Consider the following 22,413-nt stretch of genomic DNA (forward strand, 5'->3'; position numbering starts at 1 on the left):
CTACCTCGGAACGCCGGGATGCATCGTGATTACGCCGCCATACTTGTCCGTGATTACCGTATAAATATTGGTTGGTGCCCCGCCATCCCGGACAGCTTCATTGCCAATCGGTCGCCCGGCGTCACACACTCTCGCACAGTTCCCATTGGTTTGAACCGTTGCAGGAAAGTTGTTCGAGTCATCAGCCAACTGATACAGATCTTCATCGGCATTGAAGACGCCCTTCCGATCAGTGACAAGTGCACCGCCAGGGGAATGCTTGCTCTTTACGTACGCCTCACCAACGTCATCCAGGTAAGCCTCACCGCAGTTGTGCACGAGAACGGGAGTGTCACCGGCCACCACATAGTACGTGTGGATGTCGTCGACGGTGAGGTTGTGGACCGTACGGGTCTCGGACCACTGGCGCACGGCGGTGACTTGGACCCAGGTGCCTGCGGATGTCTGCAGCCACTGCCCGGCCTCAAGCTCGGCGGCGTCGAGCCACTCACCCAACTCCGGCACCCAGAACGGATGACCATCGGTCGCGACCAGCACCCCCTCGGCGTCACCGCGGTCACCGTCGGTGTCGACGGTGATCTCGACCAGGTCCTTGATGCCGTGCCCAACGATCGTGGCAACCACCGCCTTCGCCGCCGTCTCACCAGACTCCGGATCAGACGCGACTACCAGATCACCGACATCGAGCTCCTCAATCGGTTTCGACGAACCATCGGCGAGGAGCACCAACGTGCCCGGGACGAAGCTGTTGCAATCCGACGCGGCCGCAGCAGCACTGTCCAGCTTCTTCCGGCTGGAGAAGAAGGTGCCGACCGCGTTCTTCAACTTGCCGCCCAGGTTCCACAACCGATCCCCGAGCTCCTTCAACTTCCACGGCCTGGCCCCGTACCGCGCCAACAACTTCCCGGCAGCGCCACCCACCGCCGTCAACACCACGTTCAACGCCGTCATCGCACAAGCGCCCAAGTCGCCCTTGATAAAACAGTCGACCGCGTCAGTGATCCCCAACTCATCCATCAGGATCTTGCCAAGCTCCATCGCCACCGCGACGACGATCTGCTTCGCCTCCCGCACATCCCGACGCGCCTGAGCAACCTCCGGCGGCACCGCCGGACGCGACGGCCTCGGCACCACCGTCCACCCACCCGCCGACGACGGGCTATACACCAACCGCTGACCAACGTCCTGCCAGTACGCGTCCTCCTCCGCACCACCACCCGTCGCCAACGGCCGCAACCCATCCGGATCCGTAAACGACACCGGCGAATTATTCCCATACGCATATCCATGCATCTGCTGCGGATCACCCACATCAATGATCGGATCCACCGAAATGAACCGACCAGTCTGCGGGTCATACTCCCGCGCACCCAGATGCGTCAACCCCGTCGACACATCCTGCGTACCACCAACGAAACCCTTCTCACCCAACCACTGCCCAACCCCCGGCTGAGTGCCACGCGCAGTGCCAAACGGCGCCATCCGCCGATGCGTGATCTGCCCGGTCGCCCCATCTACCGCAGCCTGCCCGGACCCGTGATGATCCGCAGCCTGCACCTGCACACCAGCGACAGTCCGCACCACCGTCAACTGACCGCCGACCGGGTAGTAGCGCGTCCCGTCCACTACCGAGTTGGAGCGGTTCAGCTTCAACTCCATGTTCGGCAGATACACCGTGATCGAATCCGGATCCTTCCGGACCAACCGACCACCATCGGCGTCGTACACGAAACTGGTGGTCTTCCCGTCCTCGGTGACCGACTCCAGCCGACCCTCAGCGTTCCAGACCAGGTCCTGCTCCTCACCGACCCGGACCCGCTTCGTCGTGTTGCCCGCCGCGTCGTACTCGTACGAGTACAACCGGTCACCGGCCGAGGTCTCCTCGACCACCTGCGACAACGTGTGCGGCTGCGCCTGACCCGGCTGCGGATACGAATACGTCCGCTCCACCTCGCCGGCCCCGCCAGCGGCGTGGATCGTCTCGCTCAGCCGGTTACCGGCCAGGTCGTACCCGTACGAATGGTGATACGGCGCCGGACCGCCCACTCCGCTGGTGCCCGGCCCACCCGCACACGGGTCACTCGCCGTGGTCGCCGTGCTCCACGCCCGCGTCATCCGCCGCAGGTAGTCGTACTGGAAGCATTGAAGATCCCGGACACCGGTGCCCGGCCGGTCAGCGATCGACAGCACGTTGCCGGCATCGTCGTACTCGTAGTGCTGGTCGATATCGCTGGTCGGCACCATCGGGTTCTCACCCGCGAATGCCTGCCTACTCAGCATCGACCGGGTCAGCCGCTTGGTGCCCTCCTCGTAGTAGTAGGTGCCGTAGACCTTACGGCTACCAACGCTGGTTTCCGCCTGCAGCAGCTCGCCGGTCTGCGCGTACTCAGCCCGGCTGAGATAGGTGTACATCGAGTTGCTGATCTTTGTGACCCGTTGTAGATCGTCGTAGCTGTACACGACGCCTTCACCCGGGAGCCCGCCGCTTTCGGGAAAGCCAGTGCTCTGCACAGTGCCGTCCCTGTTGTACTGCGTGAAGAATCGGTAGGTTCCGGCAAGTTCAGCGTGAGTGTCTGCCGCCGGGATCGAGTAGCGGGTCTCCTGCACGCGGTAGAACGCGTCCCTGGCGGGGTAGATGGTGTGGTACTTGTGGCCGCCGTCGACGATGCGGGTGGCGAAGTAGAGTTGCCCCTTGGCGACGGTGTCGTAGCCCCACTCCGCAAGCTTGGTGCCAGTCTCGACCGAACCCTGGTAGGTGCCGGTCTTTCGGCCGAGGACATCGTAGGTGTGGCTGACAGCGACGCCACGACCGTCCGTCGTGGACGTCAGTTGGTCGTAGTCGTTGTAGGTGAAGGTGCTTGTCCCGCTGTCCGGGTCGACCGCTTCGATCTTGCGACCCCGCTGGTCGTACTCGTAGGTCCACACGTTCCCGGCCGGGTCGGTAACGCTGGCCTGCTGGCCGGCCGGGGTGTAGGTGTAGGTGGTGCGGTCATGGTTGCCGCTCGGACCGGCACCGCGGTACTGCAGCAGCTCGACAACCTGGCCACGGGCATCAGTGATGGTGGTCGTCGGGGTGCCGCCCGTCGGCGGGTCGACGTGCATCCGGTCCCCGCCGTACGTGGTGACCGTGCGCCACTTCTCCTGCCCGGCAACCTGGGTGATGGTGTCGGTGACCCGGTCCACGCCGTCGTACTGGTATACCGTCTGCAGGTCGACATCGCCGTTGACCGTCTTCAGCAGGGTGCCTGACGGTGCGCCGGAGGCATGGAACTTGTCGTTGAACTTCGCCACCTTGCCGGTGGCGTTGTAGAAGGTTTCCGAGACGAGCCGCCCGCCGTCTGGGCCAGGCACCTGGATCTGCCGGGGGCGCAGGAAGCCGTCGTAGATGGTGTATTCGGGTACCCAGTTACCGGCGCTGTCGCGCCGCTCGGTCTTCACCGAGACCGGGGCGTTGTCCTGGTTTCGGTAGGTGTACTGAACGCTCGACCGATCCGGGCTCAGCGATTTTGGACGGTCCGGCAGCCAGACCCGCACGGCACGACCGAGTTTGTCGTAGTCGACGTCGGTGCGCTTGCCGTTCCAGTCGATCTGGGTGACCGGCTGCCCCCACGCCGGGTGGTAGTCGGTGGTCGCGATGAACCGGGTGTCCGCCGTGCCGACCCTGATCTGCGGCCCGGTCTCCATCTTGCGGGTGGTCAGACCATTCGTCTCGGTGTAGGCGATGTTCGTGACCGCGCCGGAGCCGTCCTGCGCCGTCAGCGGGCGCCCGTACTCGTCAAAGGTGCCTTCGCCGACCGTGACGTAGCTGGCGGCGGAACCGGTGTGGCTGCCGAGCTTCTCGATCCGGGTGGCGTTGCCCTTGGTCGGCGTCGCACCGTACGCCAGTCCGTCGTACGAGGTCCGGTTGTCGGTCAGCAGTTGGGTTGCCCGGTTGGGGTTGGCGACCGAGCAGGCGACCGAAACGGTCTCCTCCCGGGCGACCAGGGTCCGCAGCCGCAGGCTGTGGTTGTCGGCGTAGGTGGTCCGGGTGCACCGGTCGTCGGCGGGGGTGCTGACGTCGCCGAGATCCTCGACCTGGGTGACCCGGCCGACCGGGTCGGTGTAACCACTGGTCGCCGGATCGTAGGTGGTGACCGATTTGGTTTCCCGCCAGCCGCCGGCGGCCAGGGCGGTAAAGCCCCTGCTGACCTGCGGCTTGACGAAGAACGCCCGGTCGGTGCCCCCCGGCCGGCTGTAACTGGCAGTCTCGTACCGCCACGGGCTGGTCACCGACTTGCTGCTGACCTGGGAGCCGTTGTAGACGGCGGTTTCGATCTCGAAGCCGGCGAGTTCGTCGTGGTCGGTGTAGGAGGTGCCGACCGAATCGGTACGGGTGACCGTGCGGGTGCCGCCGGCCGGGTTCTTGTCGCCGTGCATGCCGCGCAGGTAAGTGTGCTCAGTGCGGGTGGTGAAGGTGACACCGTTGCCGCGCCGGACCCGGACCTTCTCGTAGCCGCGCCACTGGTTCCAGGTGAGGAACTTGGTGTCACCGATGCCGTCCGGGTCGGAGTGCCGCCAGGCCGCGTCACCCAGGTACTCGTAGCTGGTCACCATGTCCGGAGCCAGGGCGGTGCCGGGCTCGACGTTCGTCCGGTCGGACTCGCTGACCGACTCGACGACGTACTTGTGGAACCAGTCGGTGATCGGGTTCGCCTCGCCGCCGGGCGACCACTTCACCGGGTAGCAGCGGCGGGTGCTGTTGCCGGCAGTCGGCAACGAGTTGACCGAGCAGTCCGGAGCCTCGTACGTGACGTCGACCTGGCCACCGGAGTCGGTGTAGACGGTGGTCAACCGGGGCCGGATCAGCGGAGCGATGTTGTCGTTGGGGATGTCGATCCGGTTGGGCAGTTGGAGTGCGCCCAGCTCGACCGACGGTACGGTCAGCGGGTCGCCGCCGCCGTACCGGCCCTGGTGGTCGATCTTGTGCAGCCACAGCGAGCGGCTGCCATCGGCGTTGTTGGTGAACAGATGAGTCAGATTCCACGAGTCGACCGGCGTCCAACCGCTGGCGGTACGGATCTCGGTGGTGATCTGGCTGACCCGCTTACGGGTCCAGAAGCTGGGCGACGACTGGCTGACCGTGCAGTTGGTGCCGGCAGCGCAGTTGCGGTCCCACGGCACATCTGGCCAGGCGTTCGCAGTGCTGTTGTTCAGCTGACTCGGCGCGCAGGTAATGGGGCCATCCGGGATGCACCGTTCCGCATCGGCGAAGGCCACCCGGGCCGCCGCCGGGGTGGAGTAGACCGCGTTGTGCCGCTGGCCGTAGTCGATCCGCTTGAGCCAACCACCGCGGTGGTACGCGGTGCCGTTGACGTTGGTCTGCGCCCGCAGCGCGTAGTGGTTCGTCTCCCGCTCGTAGAAGTAGGAGGTGACGTTGCCATGCCGGTCCTTGACGTAGTCGAGGTTCCACCGCCACGCCTGGTTGCACCAGGCGTTCGCCAGGGTGGCGTTGTAGCAGGGTTCGCCGCTGTCGTCACCGAAGACCGGCACCGTCCACACCGAGTTCGTTTCGGCGTTGCCGGACGCCCAGCCGGGCAGCCGGTTCAGCCCGAAGTAGTGCTCGGTGCCGTCGACCGTGGTGACCTTCCAGAACTCGCGGTCGTTGTCACCGTTGACCGCCCCGTCGACCGTGCCGCTGAAGCGTTCGATCTTCGACCCGTCGTCGTTGGCGAACCGCCACGTGCTGCCGGTGCGCACCAGCGTGCTGGACCGGCCGTTGAGCATCAGGACGGCGTTGTCGAACGCCCAGCACAGGTCACCCATGCCGTCGCGGCCGTCGTCGAGGCAGGTGTTGTAGCGGCGTTCGACGTACCCGGGCTCGTAGCTGAAGCCCTCACCCAGCCAGGAGCCCTGGTTGTTGGTGGTCGCGGTCCGCCCGTCGGTGGCCTGCGAGTTGTAGCCGAGCACGACCGACGGGGCCAGTCCGCCCGGCACCGGCGGCACCCGCATCGGGTACGACCAGTTGAACGCACCCGACGACGGCGACACGTTCCACTTCGACGACGGCGCGAACTCGGTCGCGCCGAAGCTGCCCTGCGCCGAGCTTTCCGAGGCCACCATCGCGAACAGCGAGGTGCCGGCACCGACGTCGATCGTCGCGGTGAGGGTGTCCGTGCCGGCGTTGTTGACCGCCGGCACCGGCTCCGGCGCACAAGCCGTCGCGTCCGGCGTGTTCAACGCACACTCGGGCAACCGGACCAGCCGCAGCCGGGCACCGAAGTCACCGCCGTACGCGTCGGCGATCCCGGCGTAGCTCAACGCCAGCCGGACGGTGCCGGCGCCGGTCTCGCCAGCGGCCCGCCCGATCCGGGTGACCGGGCCGTCGACCTTCGCTTTCGTCGACACTGCGCGGTCGAGGGTCTGCACCCGCACCTTGTTCGGCGGTGCGGTGCCGGCTACCCGACCCGCCGCGCCGGCCGGACTGGCCACCGGCGTCACCGGCACCTCCACCGTCCCGGCCGCCGGCCAGGCGACCTCCGGTGCGGTACGCAGCGCCGCCTGCACCACCGGGTTCGGCTCGCGGGGCGGCACCGGGTCCGCCGGGCGGTCCGGAGCCGGCTCGTCCTGCTGCTGGACGGCCGGTGCCCCGGAGGGTGGCTCGGCTCGGGCCGGGCTCTCCACCCCCTGCAGCAGGCCGGCGACGACGACGATCGCCGTCGCCCAGGTGATGCCGGCGGTCAGCCGTCGACGGCGGGCCGGGGACAGAACCAGAATTCGGGAACTCATCACCACTCCAGGGCGAGGGAGGCGAAGCGGGGCGGGAAGACAACGCATCGAATCAGAGGTACGGGTTGGGATCGGGGCGGGCCATCTCCTGGATCGCCGTGTCGTCGGCGACCCCGGTGTAGACCCGCACCTCGTCGACGACGCCGCCGAGGTACTGGCCGAAGCCGCCGTTGTGCAGCGCCCGGCCCACCTGCAGCGGACCGTTCGCCCGCCAACCGGCGGTGTAGGTGGCGGCACCGGTCGCGGTGAGCTCACCGTTGACGTAGAGCCGCACCTCGTTGCGGAACGCGTCGTAGACCACGGCCAGGTGCTGGCCGTACTGGTCGGCGTTTGGCAGCTGCTCGCCGTCGAAGACCACGGTGGCCTGCGGGTCGTTGGTGTCGCTGTGTGGCAGCACCAGCTCCCACCGGTTGGCGCTGCCGCAGCGGATCACGAATCCGCTCGCCGCGACGCCTGCCTGGGAGAGCACTGCCTGGTCCCGGTCGCCACAGGTCGGGCTGGGCAGCCGGACCCGGGCGGCGACGGTGAAGCTGCCGTCGGTGACCGCCACCGGCGCTTCGGTGCGGGCCCGGTCGTCGACCCCGTCGAGCACCAGATGTCCGCCACCGACCAACGGCGGTTCGGCGAATGGATCCGCGTCGACGTCCGGTGCGTACAGGTGGGCGCCGCCTTCCAACAGCAGTTCCTGGCCGTCCTCGTCGTAGGCGGGGCTGCGGTTGTCGGAGACGTCGTCCAACGGCCAGTAGCCGAGGCGGATCGGCCGCAGGGTGGACAGCACGCTCACCTCCCGGGGCACCAGCACCCGGTCGAAGACGGCGATGTCGGCCAGTTCACCGGCCCAGCCCGCGGTGTGGCCACTGCGGGCGTACGCCCGACCGATCTGCACCGCGCCCCGGGACTTCCAGGCCGACCGGCGCTGCACCGCCGGCTGGACGTCCCCGTTGACGTACAGCGTCATCGTCTTCAGGTGCGGGTCGTACGCTGCCGCCAGGTGCGTCCATTCGTCACGGATCGCCGGGGCGGCGCTGGTCACCGACCAGCCGGTCAGCGACAGCACGTCCGTCGCCGGGATCGCGAATTCCCACCTTCCGGTGCCGGCGTCGAAGCCGAGGGTGAAACCAGGCTCGCCGCTGCCGTCCTGGCTGATCGCGACCCGGTCGGTGGTGTCGTCGGTGAGCCGCACCCAGGCGCTGGCCCCGAACCCGGTGGACGTGTCGATCAGCGCCGAGCTGGTGGTGGCCAGGTAGCTGCCGGTGGCGTCGCCGGTGAACCGGATGGCCCGGTCGAATTGGCACTGGGGGCCGGAGTCGCCGCAGCCCGGCCCGGGCACCCCGAACGTCACCCCGGCTCCGGCGATTGCCGGGTGGTTGCCCCGGGCGTCCTCGGCAGTCGCGGCACCGACCGCCTCGCCGAGCCCCCACTCGCCGGCGGCGAGGCGGGTCGGTACCGAGAACACACAGGTGGCGATCGCCGACCGCAGGCCGGACTGGTCGACCGCCTGCACCGTGACGATGGTCGTCCGGTCGTCAACCGGCATCCAGCGCAACGACACGGGGCCGCCGGCGCTACTCGGCACCAGTTCGTTGTCCGGCAACGGGTTGGTGTTGAACCCGTACAGGTAGCGGACGGTGTCGGTGGAGGCCGAGTCGAAGGTGAAGGTGCCGTAGATGCCGACCCCGCCCCGGTGCTGGTCGTCCTCGACACAGGCGCTGGTGTGCTCACCGGCGTCGAGGGGCAGATACTCCGGCGAGTCGATGTCCGGCGCGGCCGGTGCGGTGGAGTCGTAGACGAACTGGCAGTTGGCGTGCGCGTCGGCCTCCCAGCTCCATTTGCTCCAGGCGTGCGAGTCGCCGGTGCGCACCTCCCAGGTGATCGGGGTGTTCTGCGGGATGTTCGACGGCAGGGTGTACTGGAAGCGGGATCCGCTGGCCTTCCAGCCGGTGGTGAAGTAGCGGTTGATCCGGATGCCGGCCGAGTCGTACCAGTAGTAGTGGATCTCGCCGCGGACCTGCTCGGTGTGCGCCGAGCTGTGGTCCGGGTCGCGCAGCACCATGAACAGCGTCGGCGGGGTGTCCACGTACGGACGGTTGGTGCCGGTGACGCAGACCCCGCCGGGGGACATGGTCAGATCCGCCCGCTTCGGCTGGGTCGGCGTGCGGTTGTAGTTGACCGACAGGATCGCGTTGCCGCAGAAGCGCTTCCAGGCGGTGTGGTCGGTCTCGCTGGTGGCGCGCAGCCCGAACGTGGTGGTGGACCAGCCCTTCGAAGCTGCTTCCCGGACCGCAGCCGTGGCGGTGAAGCCGACGTTCTGGTTCGTCGACGTGCAGGAGCTCTGTTTCGCGGTCGGTGCCTTGGTCTGCTGCAGCACGCTCAGCGCCGGCTTGTTGTTCCAGTTCGTGCCGGAGCTGATCCCGGAGCCGGCGCGGTACAGCGACACGTTGTGCGCCGTGCTGTCGTAGGTGTGGGTCATGGTGACCCGGAACTCCGCGCTCAGGATGGTCCGCCCCGAGTACGGTGTCGGCAACGCGTAGTAGATCCGTTTGACTCCGACGCCAGCGCACTGGCCGGACGAGACCGGGCATTCGCCGACGCCCTCAGTGCCGGAGAACTTCCAGGTCTTCTCGTTCGGATACCCGCTGGCGACCATGGTCCAGCCGCTGTTGCGGGTGTCCTGCCAGATCGGGTCGATGTAGACCGGCCAGGTGGTCTCCGGGTCGGCGAGCATCGCCTGGTCGGGCAGCAAGGTGAGCTGGTCACCGTCGACCCGCCAGCCGATCGGGACCGAGCTGGCGCCCGGCGGCGCGGATTCGGCGGGGTCGACGACGTCTACTGTGTCAGCTCCCGCCCGACCCGGGGCTGCCCCGTCGCCCGAGTCCCACATCACCGGGGCGGCGGCCTCCAGCACCGCAGCGCCGGTCACCTCGTCGACGGCGGCGAGCCCGCCCTCCGGGTCGTCCTGCACGGTGAGCCCGGCGGTGTCGAGGTCGAACTGCAGCTCGGCCAGCTCCGGCTGCTGTGCCGCCTGCGGCGTCTTGACCACGAGAACGTGTGAGAAGCCGGTGACGCCGACGTTGACCACCAGGTCGACCCCGGGCAGTAGCTCTGGGTAGGTGACCTGGTCGTCGTCGATGGTCGGCTCGGGCAGTGGGCCCGGCCAGTCCAGTGTCATGCTGCGGCCGGCGCGTTCGACGCGTACCAGTGGGGTGTCGCCGCCGCCGGAGAGTCGCAGCCCGAGCACGGCGGCCCGGGGGCCGATGCTGCCGTCGGCCGCGGTGACCAGAGTCGCGTCGGTCGGTACCCAGCGGCCGTCGCGCACCACCCGCGCCGGCTGGGCGTGCTCCACCGACGTCAACGTGCCATCGGGGTTGGCGTACGTCTCGCGGGTCTCGCCCCGGAAGGCGCCGATCTCCACCCGCTCGCCGGTCTCGACCGCGTGGGCGACGGCTTCCGCCTCGGTCTGCCGGATCGGGCCTTCCCCGGCAGCCGGCAGCAGCGCAGGGGCGGCCGCCGGTGCCGCCGGGTCCGGGCCGCCGTCGGCTGGCCGGTCCACCATTGCGTACGCGGCGAGCAGCCCGGCCAGTCCGAGACTGAGCCCCAGCCCGCGCCGCCAGTGAATCTTCCGCCTGCCACCGATCACGTCACTGCCCTCCCCCGTGCTGCCGTCGGACTTGTCAATCATGGCCATCAGTTGACCGCCGCACCGAAGGCGACCGCCGCGGCCGGGAATCCGCCCTCGCCGGCCCGCCACACGTGTTGCGGCGTGGCCGAACCGGTTGCCAGCGCCGACCAGGGCAGGGCGTAGACCGCCCGTTCCTGGTACGGGCTGGCGACGTAGAGATGGTTCTGGTCGCCGGCGATCGACACGCCGACGAGTTCCTGGGCGACCGGGGTGCCCGGCAGGCCGGTGGCGGCGCGCTCCACGGTGGCGTATCCGCTGATCGGATCCGCAGCCGCACCGAACACCCGGACCACCCCGGCATCGGCCGCCGATCCGGTGTCCTCACCGGGCGCGGCGACGGCGAGCAGCAGGTTCTGTGCCGTCGCTGCCGTACCGGGGGCGAGATTGACCAGGTGCACCTGCTCGCCGAAGTAGTCGCCCTCCTCGTCCCCGCTCGGGACGCCGACGATGTGCTGGGCGATCACCGGCAGCTCGGTGAAGCCGCTGTCGGTGAGGTGGAACCGCTGCACGACGCCGGTGTCGAGGGTGCCGGTTGGGCCGTACTCCTTGCCCGGTACGCCGACGGCGAGGAACGAATCGGTCCCGCCGGCTGGTGCACCGGCCGCACGGTAGTCGACCATGGACAGTGACTTGCCGAACGTGTCGTTGGCGGTGGAGGTGCCCCACACTCCGGCCCAGTTCTGGTCGATCGCGCTGACCGGGGTCGGCCGGCCGGAGGTGTACTGGTGGCGGAAGACGTTGACCGCGCCGGCGAAGACCTCGGCACCGATCGCCTCCCCGGGCGAGCCGATCGCGAAGTGGTTGCTGGAGGCTGCCAGCGAGTAGCCGGTCAGGTCGTCGTTCTCCAGCGCCCCGACGACGCCGTTGCCGCCCTGGCTGAGTAGGACGTTCGCGGTGCCGCGCAGGTAGTGCACGACACCGGTGTCGACGGCGGTGCCGACGTCCTCGCCGGGGGCACCGATGAGCAGGAACGGCTCACCGGTGGCGGTGCGTCCGGCGGCAAGCGAGAAGCCGAACCAGTCGCCGGCCTCGGCGGTCTCCGGGAACTCGGCCTGGCTCTGGTGCAGCATCCTCGACGCCGGGCCGCCGGCGAGCCCGTCCGGGGAGCCGAGCAGCACGTACACCGCGCCGCTGTCGGCCTGGCCGGTGAGATCTTCGTACGGTGCCCCGACCGCCAGGTCGGTGCAGCCGTCGTTGTTGATGTCGTAGCTGGCCAGCGCGAAGCCGAACTGGTCGCCTGCCTCGGCGAGCCCGGACCCCTGGATGTTGTCCTTGTGCAGCGTGTCGACGGTGCCGCCGTCGCCGTACCTCACATGAACCTGGCCGGCCTTGGCATGCCCGGCGACGGTCGCTTCCGGGTCGGCGATGGCGACGTCGGGCACCCCGTCGCCGTCATAGTCGTTGGCGACCCCACCGGCGCAGCCGTCGACCGGTGGCACTGTCACGTACACGGTCATTTCGCAGAAGCTGGTCCACACCGCGCTGCCGCTGACCCCGTCGTTGGCCCGGACCCGCCACTGGTAGCGGCCGCCGTCGACGAACACGCCAGCCGGCACGGTGATACTCGCGGTTGCACCGGATGCGACGCTGGTGACGGTCTGACCGCCGAGCCGGGCCGAGGCACCGACCGCCCACCATTCGAACTCCACCGACATCGCCGTACCGTCGCCATCGGCGACGCTGGCCCGCAGCTGCGGAGTGAGGGTGTTGACCAGCGGTCGGCCGGTGCCGGTGACGCAGGCGGTCGCCGGCACCGTCGACCGGGCGGTGACCGTAGGCCACGAGTTGTAGGTGACCGCCGCGTACGGTACCTGCGAGGTGGCGGTGGTGTCCCGGGAGCGGAACTGTTTGAAGGTGGCGGTGTCGGTCTCGTCGGTGGCCCGGACGCCCATGTGGGCCTGGCTGGCGCCGGCGGTTGCCGCCCGTTGGAAGAACGCGGTGCCGCTGATCGTCGACCAGCCGTCGTCGCAGCTGGCGTCGTAGCCCTTGGTCATCGTGGAGGTCGCCTCGCGGTGCAGCCACTGCGGCTGGTTGGTCCACCGGGTGGCGGTGCTGGCCGCGTCGGTGCTCCAGATCTCCCAGGCCTTCGGGGTGCAGGTGTGCGACCACCAGTTCCAGAAGTAGACGGTCGCCGAGTTGATCTGTTTGCCGGCCAGCACCGCCGAGTTCCAGCTGATGAACGACCGGGTGATCGTCGGCGGGCTGGTGGCGAGCAGGCCGATCTGCAGATCGTTGGTGCCGCTCTGGTTGGTGGTGACGCTCTCCCGCACGTACGCGTCGAAGGTGGTGGACAGCGGGTCGACCGTCGGATCGAGGGTCACCGGGTAGACCGTTTCGGGGGCGTCGAGCCAGCCGATGTCGGGCCGCAGTAGCAGGTCGACACCGTCGGGGCGGGCGGTGACCGTGGTTTCGATCGAGGCGGTGCGGGCCGGCGTACCGGCCGGGGTGGTCTGTGCGTCCCACATCGCCGGTGCGGGCACGGTCGCCAGGGTGGCACCGTCCGGGCCGGTGAGGGTGACACCGCCCTGTTCGTCGTGGCGATGCCCGGCGATGCCCGGTCCGGTCAACGTGAGCGGGACTTCACGCACCCGGTCGACCGCGTCGCGGTTCTTGACCGTGAGCAGCTGCTCGAACCCGGTCCGAGTGGCCCGCACCAGCAGGTCCACATCGGGCAGCACGTCGGGGTAGGTGGCGACCGGTCCGTCCAACCGCGGCTCGGGCAGCGCGCCGGTCCAGCTCATCGCGACCCGGCCGGTGCCGTGCCCGACCGCGGCCAACTCGTGGCTGCCGGCCGGGCGGGCGCCGGAGATTCGCAGGTCGTTCGGGTGGGCGACGGGCGTGACCGTGCCGTCCGTGGCGTGGTGCAGCCGCAGGTCGACCGGCACCCAGCCGCCGTCGCGACGGACCCGGACCACGTCGGCGGAGATCAGTGCCTCCAGCTGACCGTCGGGTCGGGCCCAGACCTCGGTGGTCTCGGAGGTCTGGCCGTCGACACGTACGGGTTGGCCACTGTCGTGTGCGGCCAGCAGCGCACGTCCCTCCTCCGTGGCCGGTGCCGCCAACGCATCGATGGGTCGGCGTGGATTGTCGACGTTGACCACTGCGGCGACGGCCAGCAGTACAGCTGCGGTGCTCAGCGCCGCCATCCGTCGTGATGCGAATCCGGGCGCACGCCAGCGACCCACTGCCATTTGGTCCTCCCCCGTGCCAGACCTCGAAGTAGAGTGGATCGTGACGCTACGGGTTGGGAAATTTACTGTCAATCAATACTTAGCGTCATCTATGGCCGCCCCAACCGGGTGGCGCGCAGGTCACAACCTGTCTAGTTGCGGACAGTCATACTTCCGATCCGATCAGTAATGTCGCCAGGGTCTTGTTCAGCCATGCCACGTCACCATGCTCAGTGGAGGAACTCTTGATCAGCCTCTCCCACCGCCGACCGGCAGCTCGGCCGCTGACCCGGCTGCTGTCCATCACCGCCGTGATAGCCGGCTCCCAACTGCCGATCTCTCCCGCCGCCGCCAGCATGGCGCCGCCCGGGGACATCCAGGCCGACCAGGGATCCCGCGCCGTCGCGGTCAGCCAGGACGGGCGATACGCCTACTTCCACAGCGCAGCGAAGAACCTCGCGCCGGGCCTCGCCACCAGCAGCCATCTCTATCGCCGGGACCTGCGAAGCAGCGCCACTGAACTCGTGGACATCTCCCATGTCGGCTCCGCGCCGTCGGCAGGTGTGTCGGGTGCCGCTTTCACCAGTGCGGACGGCCGCTGGGTGATGTTTCTCAGCCGGGCCGGCAACCTGGTGCCGACGGACCGCAACGGCATCGACGACATCTTCATCCGGGACATGGACCAGCAGACCACCGAACTCGTCTCGGTGGCGACGGACGGCACCCAGGCAAACGGCTGGTCCGGCCCGGCGGGACTGAGCGACGACGGACGCTTCGCCGTTTTCCAGTCGAATGCCACGAATCTCGTCGCGGGTGGTACGCCGGCCGGCGTCCGGCACATCTACGTCCGGGATCGATTGCTGGGGACCACCGAGGTGGTCACCGACGTCCCGGCGACCTCGATCGCGCCGGGCTGGAGCCCGATGGTCAGCGCGGACGGTAGGTCCGTGGCGTACGACCTCTACCTGCCCGGACCGTCGGGCGCTCCGCTGTGGACCACCATCATCCACGACCTGACCACCGGGGCCACCGAATTTGCAAGCGTCGCGACCGACGGCACCAGGGCGAACGCGCAGTCCAACGTCGTCGCGGTCGGCGGCGACGGCGACTTCGTCCTGCTGAGATCCGACGCGTCGAACCTCGTCTACCACGACACCAACGGCTACTCGGACGTGTTCGTACGCAACCTGAAGCGGGGCATCACGAAGATCGCCAGCCTGGCGTACGACGGCAGCCAGGCCGATGGGCCGTCCATCGCGTACGACATCAGTGACAACGGCCGGTACGTCGCCTTCGGCTCGGCCGCCGCGAACCTGATGCCGGGCGACACCAACGGTGTCCCGGACGTCTTCGTCCGGGACCGGCGGGACACCGGCGTCACCCACCTGGTCAGCGTCGCCGCCGACGGCAGCCCGGCCAACGGGCCGTCCGATGCGGCGGCGATCAGCGCGCAGGGACGCTTCGTGCTGTTCTCCTCGTCAGCGACGAATCTGGTCGACGGCGACACCAACGGCTACTCGGACGTCTTCCTACGCAACCTCGCCACCGGCACCACGGTGCGGGTCAGCGTGGGGTGACGGCCCGGCGGCGGCCGGCCGGTGCCCAGCGATGCCACCGGCCGGCCGACGCTACCCGCCGCGGCGCAGATGGACGCTCGGCTGGCCGTCCGGGTCGACGCCGACCTGGGCCGACACCTGGTAGACCGTGGCGATCCGGTCAGGGGTGAGCACGGCGGCCGGCGGTCCGGCGGCCACCGCCCGGCCTGCGTGCAGGAGCAGAATCTCGTCGCAGAAGCGGGCCGCCAGGTTGAGGTCGTGCAGTGCCGCGACCACGGTGATCGAGGCGCTGGCCAGGTGGTGCAGCAGATCCAGCTGGTGGCGGATGTCCAGATGGTTCGTCGGCTCGTCGAGCAGCAGCACCCGGGGTTGCTGCAGCAGCGCGCGGGCGATGTCGACCCGTTGACGTTCCCCGCCGGACAGCGACGACCAGCGGCGGTCGGCGAAACCGGGCAGCCCGGCGGCATCGAGGGCCTGTTCGGCGGCGGCAAGGTCGGCAGCGGCGGTGGCGGCGAGCAGCGGCCGGTGCGGGATCCGGGCCAGCAGCAGTACGTCGAGCACCGACATGTCGACGTCGGCGGCCGAGTGCTGGGTGACCAGGGCCAGCGTCCGGGCCAACGCCCGGCGCGGAATCGTGGTGGCGTCGACGCCGTCGAGCAGCACCCGCCCGGAGTCCGGCCGTCGCAGTCCGGCGAGCACCCGCAGCAGGCTCGACTTGCCGGAGCCGTTCGGCCCCAGCAGCCCGACCAGGCTGCCCCCGGCGGCGTCGAGCGTCACGTCGGCGAGCAACGGCTTGCCGCGTACCGACCAGGAGATCCTCTCGGCCTGGACTCTCATGCCGGCGCCTGCCGGCGGCGGATGAGCAGCGCGAACGCCGGCACGCCGAGCAGCGCGGTGACCACCCCGACCGGCACCTCCTGCGGCGCGAAAACGGTCCGGGCGGCGGTGTCCGCCCAGATCAGGAAGGTGGCACCGATGACCGCGCAGGTGGGCAGCAGGATCCGGTGCCGGGAGCCGACCAGCAGCCGGGCGGCGTGCGGCACGGTCAGCCCGACGAAGCCGATCGCCCCGCTCGCCGCGACCAGCACCGCAGCCAGCAGCGCGGTGGTGGTGAACAGCGCCGCCCGTACCTTGGCCGGGGAGAAGCCGAGTGACTGGGCGACGTCGGTGCCGAACGCGAACGCGTCGAGCGCGGGGGTGGCCGCCCAGCAGATCAGCAACGCCCCGGCGGCGACGGCGGCGGCGAGCGCGACCGACGGCCAACTCGCCATGGTGAGCGAGCCGAGCAGCCAGAAGGTGACCCCCCGGGTCTGCTGCGGCGACGCGGTGGAGACCACGATCAGGCTGGTGATGGCGGCGAAGAGTTGGCCGACGGCGACCCCGGCGAGCAGGATCCGCGACGGTTCGGTCCAGCGGCGACCGGCCAGGGCCAGCGCGGCGACGAAGGCGGCGACCGCGCCGACGAACGCGCCGCCGGTGAGCGCGGCGGTGCCGGCGCCGAGGCCGAAGACCAGCACCGACACCGCGCCGGTGGAGGCCCCGGCGGAGATGCCCAGCAGGTACGGGTCGGCGAGCGGGTTGCGGGTCAACGCCTGCAGCACCGCGCCGCAGACTGCGAGACCGCCGCCGACCAGGCCGGCGAGCAGGACCCGAGGGGTACGCAGGTTCCACACGATGGAATCGGCCAGTGGCGGCAGCGGGTCCAGCGGCAGGCCGAGGTGCACGCCGTGGGTACGGAACACGTCGGCGACGGTCAAATCGGCGGTGCCGATGGTGGTGGCGCCGGCGACGCTGAGCGCCAACGCGACGACGGCCAGGGCCAGCACCGGCCCTCGGGTGCGGGCACTGCGCGCCGCCCGCACCCGAACGGGATTCGCCCGTGGCGGCGCGACGGTCATCGGCGGGCGAAGACCACGTAGTCGTCGAGGTACTGCCAGACGGGGCCTACCTCGGCGAAGCCGGCGGTCCGCAGCGCGGCGAGGTGGAACTCCAGCGGCGCGAGGGGCTGCTGCGGCCGGTCGGCGAAGCGCCGCTCGCGTTCCGGGGCGAGCGCGGCCAGTGCCGGAGTGCGGGCGGCTTCGGCGTGCCAGGCGTCGTAGCGCAGCGCTCCGGCGGCGAACCCGGCCTCGCGGGTCTGCTCGTCGTGGCGCCGGGCGACGGCCTGGCGGGTCGGAGCGTCCGGGCCGAACCGCAGGTGGTCGGCGTTGAGCAGCAGTCCACCGGGGCGCAACAGTCCGGCGGTCGCGGTGTAGACGCCGAGCAGCTGGGCCGGCGAAAGCCAGTGCAGCGCGGTGGAGCTGAGCACGGCGTCGACGTGGTCGACGCCGAGTCGGCCGGTCCAGCCGTCGGCGACCAGGTCGAGGTCGTGCACGACGGCCCGGTCGCCGTGGGTGGCGAGCGCGCCGGTGGCGATCCGCAGCAGGATCGGGTCGTGGTCGACGGCGACGCAGCGGGCCTGCGGCAGCGCGGTGAGCACCCGGTCGGCGATGGCGCCGGGTCCGCAGGCCAGGTCGAGCACGGTGATCGGGCCGTCGCCGAGGTGCAGTCGCACCATGTCGATCATCACCTGGAAGCGGTTCTCCCGGTGGGCGACGTACGCGGACTGCTGGGTGTCCCACAGGTCCAGCAGCCGACGGGCGTCGGCGGTGGTGAGCTGGTCGTTGATCAGATCGGTCATGGGTCGGCCAGCTCCGTGAGGCCGGCGGCGACCGCTTCGACGGCGGTGACGCTGCGGATGGACGGGTCCATCGAGGACCCGGAGACGGTGATGAAGTGTCCGGCCTTGACCGCGTCGAGCTGCGCGGTGGTCGGGTTGCTCCGCAGGTAGTCGATCTTCGATTGGGCGCTGTCGCCGTCGCCGCCCCGGGTCAGGTCGGCGAGGACGATCACGTCGGGGTTGCGGGCGGCGATCTCTTCCCAGCTGCCGGCGGGCCAGGTCTGTTCGGCGTCGCCGTAGGCGTTGGTGACGTCGAGCAGTTCGCTGATCGCGGCGGGCAGGCCGCCGGATCCGGCGACGTACGGGGTGGCGGTGCCGGAGTAGTACCAGAGCAGGTCGTGACCGGGTGCGGCCGGCGCGGCTTCGACCGCGGCGGCGAGCCGGTCCTGCTGGTCGGTGACGAGCTGTTCGCCCTGCTCGGCGACGCCGAAGATGGTGGCGATCTCGGTGATCTCGGCGAAGATCCCGTCGAAGTGCACCGTCGGCTCGCCGGTGGCCGGTTCCTCGCAGGCGAACCGGGACAGGTAGGCCGGCACGTCGAGCGCGGCGAGGTCGGTGCGTGGGCCGGCGGCTTCGGGGCCGTACGCGGAGGTGAAGGTGGAGTAGACGAAGTCGGGTGCGGCTTCGAGGACTGCTTCGCGGTTGGGGTAGAGATCGGCGAGGACCGGCACGTCGGCGTAGGCGTCGGCGAGTTCGGGCAGCACCGGGTCGGTCTGGTAGCTGGTGCCGATCATGCGGTCGGCCAGGCCGAGGCTGAGCATGATCTCGGTGGCGTTCTGCTCCATGGTGAGCGCGCGCTGCGGGGGCTCGTCGATGGTCAACGTGGCACCGCAGTTGTTGATCTCGGTGCCGGCCGGTGTCGCGTTGGCGTCGGTGCCCCCGTCGCCGGTGCTGGTGCTGGTGCTGGTGCTGGTGCTGGTGCTGGTGCTGGTGCCGGCACAGCCGGCCAGGGTGGCCGTCAGCGCCACCGCCAGCCAGGCCGAAACGGTAACGGTTTTCATGTCGGCAAGCTAGCACGATCCAACCCCAGGTCAAAGCAGGGGCACAGTGCCGCAGACTGCGCCTAGACTCAGCAGATCGGGGCGTACCCGCTCAGGAAGCCGGCACGAACCGGACCCGGAACAGCGTCGGCCAGTACTTGCCGGTGATCAGGAACTCATCGGACCCCGGCACCGCGGCGATGCCGTTGAGCACATCGGCCCCGGCCCGCTCGTCGTCGCTCAGCAACCCGGCCGCGTCGACCTCGGCCACCACCCGGCCGCTGGCCGGATCGATCCGGACGATCCGATCGGTACGCCAGACGTTCGCCCACACCTCGTCGCCGACGCACTCCAGCTCGTTGAGCTCCGTCAGCGGTGCCCCGTCGATGCTCACCTGCACCGACCCGGTCTCGGTGAAGGACTCCGGATCCCGGAACGTCAGCTGGTCGGTGCCGTCGCTCATCACCAGCCGGTCGGTGCCCTCGTCGTGGCAGACACCCCAGCCCTCGCCGTCGTAGCTCACCTTCCGCACCTCGGCGAGGGTGTCCGGGTCCCGCTGGTACGCGACGCCTTCCCGCCAGGTGATCTGCCAGACCTGGGAATCCAGCACGGTCACGCCCTCACCGAAGTCGGCGTCCGGCAGGCTCACCCGCCGACGCACCTCGCCGGAGTCGAGATCGACGATCCGCAGCTCGGACTCGCCGTACTGCCCGGTCGCCTCGTAGAGGTCGCCGTCGTGCAGCTCCAGCCCCTGGGTGAACGCGGCGGTGTCGTGCGGATAGCGCTCCAGCACCTCGACCCGCAACCGCTGCACCGGCGCCGCGTCCGGACCGACCCGGGCAGCAGCCGGACCGCCCGACGGATCAGCCGTCGAATTCGGCTCAGCCGACAAGCCGGCCGCGCATCCGCCGACGACCAGCGCCAACGGCAGGACGAGCCCGATCCCCCGAAGCCGACGCATCCGGCCACCTCCCACCCATGGTCACAGCCCTGCGGTCGCCTCCCAGTCTCCCGCATCCCGGCAGCAGCAGCGACCGCGACAGCGCGGACGAAACGGATGGCCGCGTGTTGGAGCCGCCCGACCACGGCCGGGCCGGCCGCAAGGCTCACATTTCGATGACGTACTTCGACCGGGGATGCTCAGTGGCGAAGTACCGCATCGCCGCTGGCGCCTCGGCCAGCGGAAACGTCCGCTCCACCGACGGCACGACCTTGCCGGCCTCGATCAGCTCGGTCAGCTCCCGCAGCGACCGCTGATCCGGAGTAGCCAGGAAGATCCCCAGCCGCTGGCTCACGAACGGCGACCAGGCCAGCGCGCGGACGATCCGGGCCATCGGCCCCAGCCACCGCCCGCCCGCCCCACTGCACAGCATCAGCGTCCCGCGCTCGGTCAACGCCCGCCGGCAGTCGGCCAGCCGGTGCCGGCCGGCCACGTCGAAGATCAGCTCCCACCGCCGACCGGAGCGGGTGAAGTCCTCCCGGGTGTAGTCGATCACGTCATCGGCACCGAGCGAGCGCACCAGGTCGACGTTGCGGGTCCGGCATACCGCCGTCACCTGCGCCCCGAACGCCTTGGCGAGCTGCACCGCGAAGGTGCCGACCCCGCCCGACGCGCCGTTGATCAGCACGGTCTGACCGGGCTGGAGCCGACCGTGGTCGCGCAACCCCTGCAACGCGGTCACCCCGGCCAGCGGCACCGTCGCCGCCTCGGTGAACGTGGTGTTGGCCGGCTTGCGGCAGGCCCGGCCGGCCGGCACGACGGCGTACTCGGCGAAGCTGCCGGTCTCGATCTCGGCGTAGACCGCGTCGCCGGGGCGGAAGTCGGTCACCGCCGCGCCGACCGCGACGACCTCACCGGCGACGTCGCGGCCACGCACGCGGGACTTCGGGCGGGACAGGCCCAGGGCCAGTCTGCCGATGAGTGGTTCACCGGCCATCAGCACCAGGTCGGCGTGGTTGATCGAGGCAGCCTGTACGCGTACCAGCAGGTCTTTGTCCGTGATGGACGGACGCGGCAGCCGCCGCACGGTCAGCACCTCGGCGGACCCGTAGCGGTCCTGGGCGGCGGCCAGCATGGTCCCGGCGAGCTGGTCGGCGCTCATTCGACGGTCCGCAGGATCTGCTCGATCGCGTTGGTCCGCGACCGCAGCTCGGACAGATCGGCGGCGACCCGTTGCTGGGCGTCGAGGGAGTTCTCGGCGAGTTGCTCGTATCGGCCCACCAGCTGGCGCATCGCGGCCTCGTCGCTGGCCAGGACCCGGGTCTTGCGGAACTCGTGCAGGGTGGCCAGCACCGCGATGATCAGGATTGTGGCCAGCCCCATCGATCCCAGCAGGAAGATGGTGCCCGGCCAGGTCGAGGTTTCGGCGGCCGTCGCCGCGTGGACATACATCAGGACTTCTCCTTGCGGGCGGGACCCGGGGTGGACGGGTCAGCTTCGGTGAGGATCGCGGCGGCCGCGGCGAGCGCCGCCGGGTTGAGCCGCAGGTCGAAGTCGACGACTTCGTAGAACTTCATCGCCTTGCCGTCGGCGGACAGCTCCAGGCTGCCGACGATCAACCCGGCGGCTTCCAGTCGCTGCAGGTGCATGTGCAGCAGTGGCCGACTGATGCCGATCTCCCGGGAGAGGTGACTGACGTAGTCGCGCCCGACGGCGAGCCGGGCGATGATCCGCAGCCGCAGCGGGTTGGCCAGCGCCGCCAGCTTCTCGACCAGGTCGTCACCGGAGGACGCAGCCGACGTCATCACTCTCCTTCACCTGTAATGTTTGTCTTACAGGTGAAAGGTTAGCAGGACTACTCAGCTCCGGGGAAGGGTCTGCCACCGATCAGAGGTGGCCGCTGGCCGATCAGCCGACCGACGCAAGCGCCGGGTCGGCGCCGACTCACCTAAGGTGAGATACATGGCCAGCATCTCGTGGGCGGATTCGTACCTCGGTCAACTGCGGGCACTGGCCGGCGACCAGACATTGATGTTCGTTGGTGCGCGTTGCGTCGTCCGCGACGCCGAGGACCGGGTGCTGCTGATCCAACGCTCGGACAACGGACTGTGGGCGTTGCCGGCCGGCGCGATGGAACTCGGCGAATCGATTGCCGGCTGCGCCGCCCGGGAGGTGTTCGAGGAGACCGGGCTGAAGGCGGCCGGGGTGACCCCGTTCGCCCTGCACACCGGACCGGACTACACCTTCACCAACATGTTCGGCGACACGTACCAGTTGTTCGTGACCTGCTTCCGGGTCGACGGCTTCGGCGGCACCCTGCTGACCAGCACCGACGAAACCACCGACGCGGGCTTCTTCGCCCCCGGGTCGATGCCGGCACCGCTGGCCGACACCGTGGAGGCCACCCTCACCGACCTGGCCGCCTTCGAACACTCCGGCCAACTGGTCCTCAAGTGACCCATTCCAAGATCACGACGATCTTGCAGTTATCGATGGACAATCTGGGCATTTCTTCTCGATAACTGCAAGTCACCCAGTCCCCTTGGGGAGGACGCCGCGCAGGCGTGAAAATGGTGGGTAGGTCGCCCGCCGACGCCGAACGATCTT

General features: G+C 69.6%; 13 protein-coding genes. 2 read left to right on the top strand and 11 right to left on the bottom strand.

Annotation, left to right across the window (positions count from 1 at the left end; genetic code table 11):
- From ACFHVL_RS04770 to ACFHVL_RS04780, 3 genes are read right to left on the bottom strand one after another with little or no spacing between them, the layout of a single operon-like run.
- Positions 1–6,765, bottom strand: coding sequence for a polymorphic toxin-type HINT domain-containing protein (locus ACFHVL_RS04770; protein WP_416625837.1), 6,765 nt, complete (start codon positions 6,763–6,765; stop codon positions 1–3).
- A gap of 52 nt (positions 6,766–6,817) precedes the next feature.
- Positions 6,818–10,450 (bottom strand): LamG-like jellyroll fold domain-containing protein, encoded by a 3,633-nt coding sequence (locus ACFHVL_RS04775; RefSeq protein ID WP_416625838.1) that lies wholly within the window; start codon positions 10,448–10,450, stop codon positions 6,818–6,820.
- Positions 10,450–13,590 (bottom strand): hypothetical protein, encoded by a 3,141-nt coding sequence (locus tag ACFHVL_RS04780; RefSeq protein WP_416625839.1) that lies wholly within the window; start codon positions 13,588–13,590, stop codon positions 10,450–10,452. Before ACFHVL_RS04780 ends, ACFHVL_RS04775 begins: the two co-directional genes overlap by 1 nt.
- 269 nt (positions 13,591–13,859) lie before the next feature.
- Between ACFHVL_RS04780 and ACFHVL_RS04785 the strand changes: the two genes are divergently transcribed.
- Positions 13,860–15,191: a TolB family protein gene (locus ACFHVL_RS04785; protein WP_416625840.1), complete on the top strand. Its 1,332-nt coding sequence runs from the start codon at positions 13,860–13,862 to the stop codon at positions 15,189–15,191.
- A gap of 51 nt (positions 15,192–15,242) precedes the next feature.
- On the opposite strand, the gene ACFHVL_RS04790 is transcribed toward ACFHVL_RS04785, so the two are convergent.
- From ACFHVL_RS04790 to ACFHVL_RS04825, 8 genes are all read right to left on the bottom strand, one after another.
- Complete coding sequence (locus ACFHVL_RS04790) at positions 15,243–16,007, bottom strand: ABC transporter ATP-binding protein (RefSeq protein ID WP_416625841.1); 765 nt, start codon at positions 16,005–16,007, stop codon at positions 15,243–15,245.
- Positions 16,004–17,068: a FecCD family ABC transporter permease gene (locus ACFHVL_RS04795; protein ID WP_416625842.1), complete on the bottom strand. Its 1,065-nt coding sequence runs from the start codon at positions 17,066–17,068 to the stop codon at positions 16,004–16,006. Before ACFHVL_RS04795 ends, ACFHVL_RS04790 begins: the two co-directional genes overlap by 4 nt.
- Entirely contained in the window at positions 17,065–17,847 is a 783-nt protein-coding gene (locus ACFHVL_RS04800) for a class I SAM-dependent methyltransferase (protein WP_416625843.1), read from the bottom strand. Before ACFHVL_RS04800 ends, ACFHVL_RS04795 begins: the two co-directional genes overlap by 4 nt.
- Positions 17,844–18,887 (bottom strand): ABC transporter substrate-binding protein, encoded by a 1,044-nt coding sequence (locus ACFHVL_RS04805; RefSeq protein ID WP_416625844.1) that lies wholly within the window; start codon positions 18,885–18,887, stop codon positions 17,844–17,846. Before ACFHVL_RS04805 ends, ACFHVL_RS04800 begins: the two co-directional genes overlap by 4 nt.
- A 91-nt stretch (positions 18,888–18,978) precedes the next feature.
- A complete protein-coding gene (locus tag ACFHVL_RS04810; RefSeq protein ID WP_416625845.1) occupies positions 18,979–19,827 on the bottom strand; it encodes a glutaminyl-peptide cyclotransferase in 849 nt (282 codons plus the stop codon).
- A gap of 145 nt (positions 19,828–19,972) precedes the next feature.
- On the bottom strand, positions 19,973–20,941 hold the full coding sequence (locus tag ACFHVL_RS04815) for an NAD(P)-dependent alcohol dehydrogenase (protein ID WP_416625854.1): 969 nt from the start codon (positions 20,939–20,941) through the stop codon (positions 19,973–19,975).
- Positions 20,942–20,964: 23 nt separating this feature from the next.
- Complete coding sequence (locus tag ACFHVL_RS04820) at positions 20,965–21,258, bottom strand: hypothetical protein (protein WP_416625846.1); 294 nt, start codon at positions 21,256–21,258, stop codon at positions 20,965–20,967.
- Positions 21,258–21,611, bottom strand: a complete 354-nt coding sequence (locus tag ACFHVL_RS04825; RefSeq protein WP_416625847.1) for an ArsR/SmtB family transcription factor — start codon at positions 21,609–21,611, stop codon at positions 21,258–21,260. Before ACFHVL_RS04825 ends, ACFHVL_RS04820 begins: the two co-directional genes overlap by 1 nt.
- A gap of 157 nt (positions 21,612–21,768) precedes the next feature.
- On the opposite strand from ACFHVL_RS04825, the gene ACFHVL_RS04830 reads away from it, so the two are divergent.
- Entirely contained in the window at positions 21,769–22,263 is a 495-nt protein-coding gene (locus ACFHVL_RS04830; protein WP_416625848.1) for an NUDIX domain-containing protein, read from the top strand.
- Positions 22,264–22,413: the final 150 nt, after the last annotated feature.

The organism is Micromonospora sp. LOL_023 (assembly GCF_048060115.1).
In the GTDB taxonomy this organism is placed as follows: Bacteria; Actinomycetota; Actinomycetes; order Mycobacteriales; family Micromonosporaceae; genus Micromonospora_E.

Coding starts and splice junctions, on each gene's coding strand:
- ACFHVL_RS04770 (WP_416625837.1), bottom strand. CDS start 6,765: ATGAGTTCCCGAATTCTGGTTCTGTCCCCGGCCCGCCGTCGACGGCTG.
- ACFHVL_RS04775 (WP_416625838.1), bottom strand. CDS start 10,450: ATGGCCATGATTGACAAGTCCGACGGCAGCACGGGGGAGGGCAGTGAC.
- ACFHVL_RS04780 (WP_416625839.1), bottom strand. CDS start 13,590: ATGGCGGCGCTGAGCACCGCAGCTGTACTGCTGGCCGTCGCCGCAGTG.
- ACFHVL_RS04790 (WP_416625841.1), bottom strand. CDS start 16,007: ATGAGAGTCCAGGCCGAGAGGATCTCCTGGTCGGTACGCGGCAAGCCG.
- ACFHVL_RS04795 (WP_416625842.1), bottom strand. CDS start 17,068: ATGACCGTCGCGCCGCCACGGGCGAATCCCGTTCGGGTGCGGGCGGCG.
- ACFHVL_RS04800 (WP_416625843.1), bottom strand. CDS start 17,847: ATGACCGATCTGATCAACGACCAGCTCACCACCGCCGACGCCCGTCGG.
- ACFHVL_RS04805 (WP_416625844.1), bottom strand. CDS start 18,887: ATGAAAACCGTTACCGTTTCGGCCTGGCTGGCGGTGGCGCTGACGGCC.
- ACFHVL_RS04810 (WP_416625845.1), bottom strand. CDS start 19,827: ATGCGTCGGCTTCGGGGGATCGGGCTCGTCCTGCCGTTGGCGCTGGTC.
- ACFHVL_RS04815 (WP_416625854.1), bottom strand. CDS start 20,941: ATGCTGGCCGCCGCCCAGGACCGCTACGGGTCCGCCGAGGTGCTGACC.
- ACFHVL_RS04820 (WP_416625846.1), bottom strand. CDS start 21,258: ATGTATGTCCACGCGGCGACGGCCGCCGAAACCTCGACCTGGCCGGGC.
- ACFHVL_RS04825 (WP_416625847.1), bottom strand. CDS start 21,611: ATGACGTCGGCTGCGTCCTCCGGTGACGACCTGGTCGAGAAGCTGGCG.
- ACFHVL_RS04830 (WP_416625848.1), top strand. CDS start 21,769: ATGGCCAGCATCTCGTGGGCGGATTCGTACCTCGGTCAACTGCGGGCA.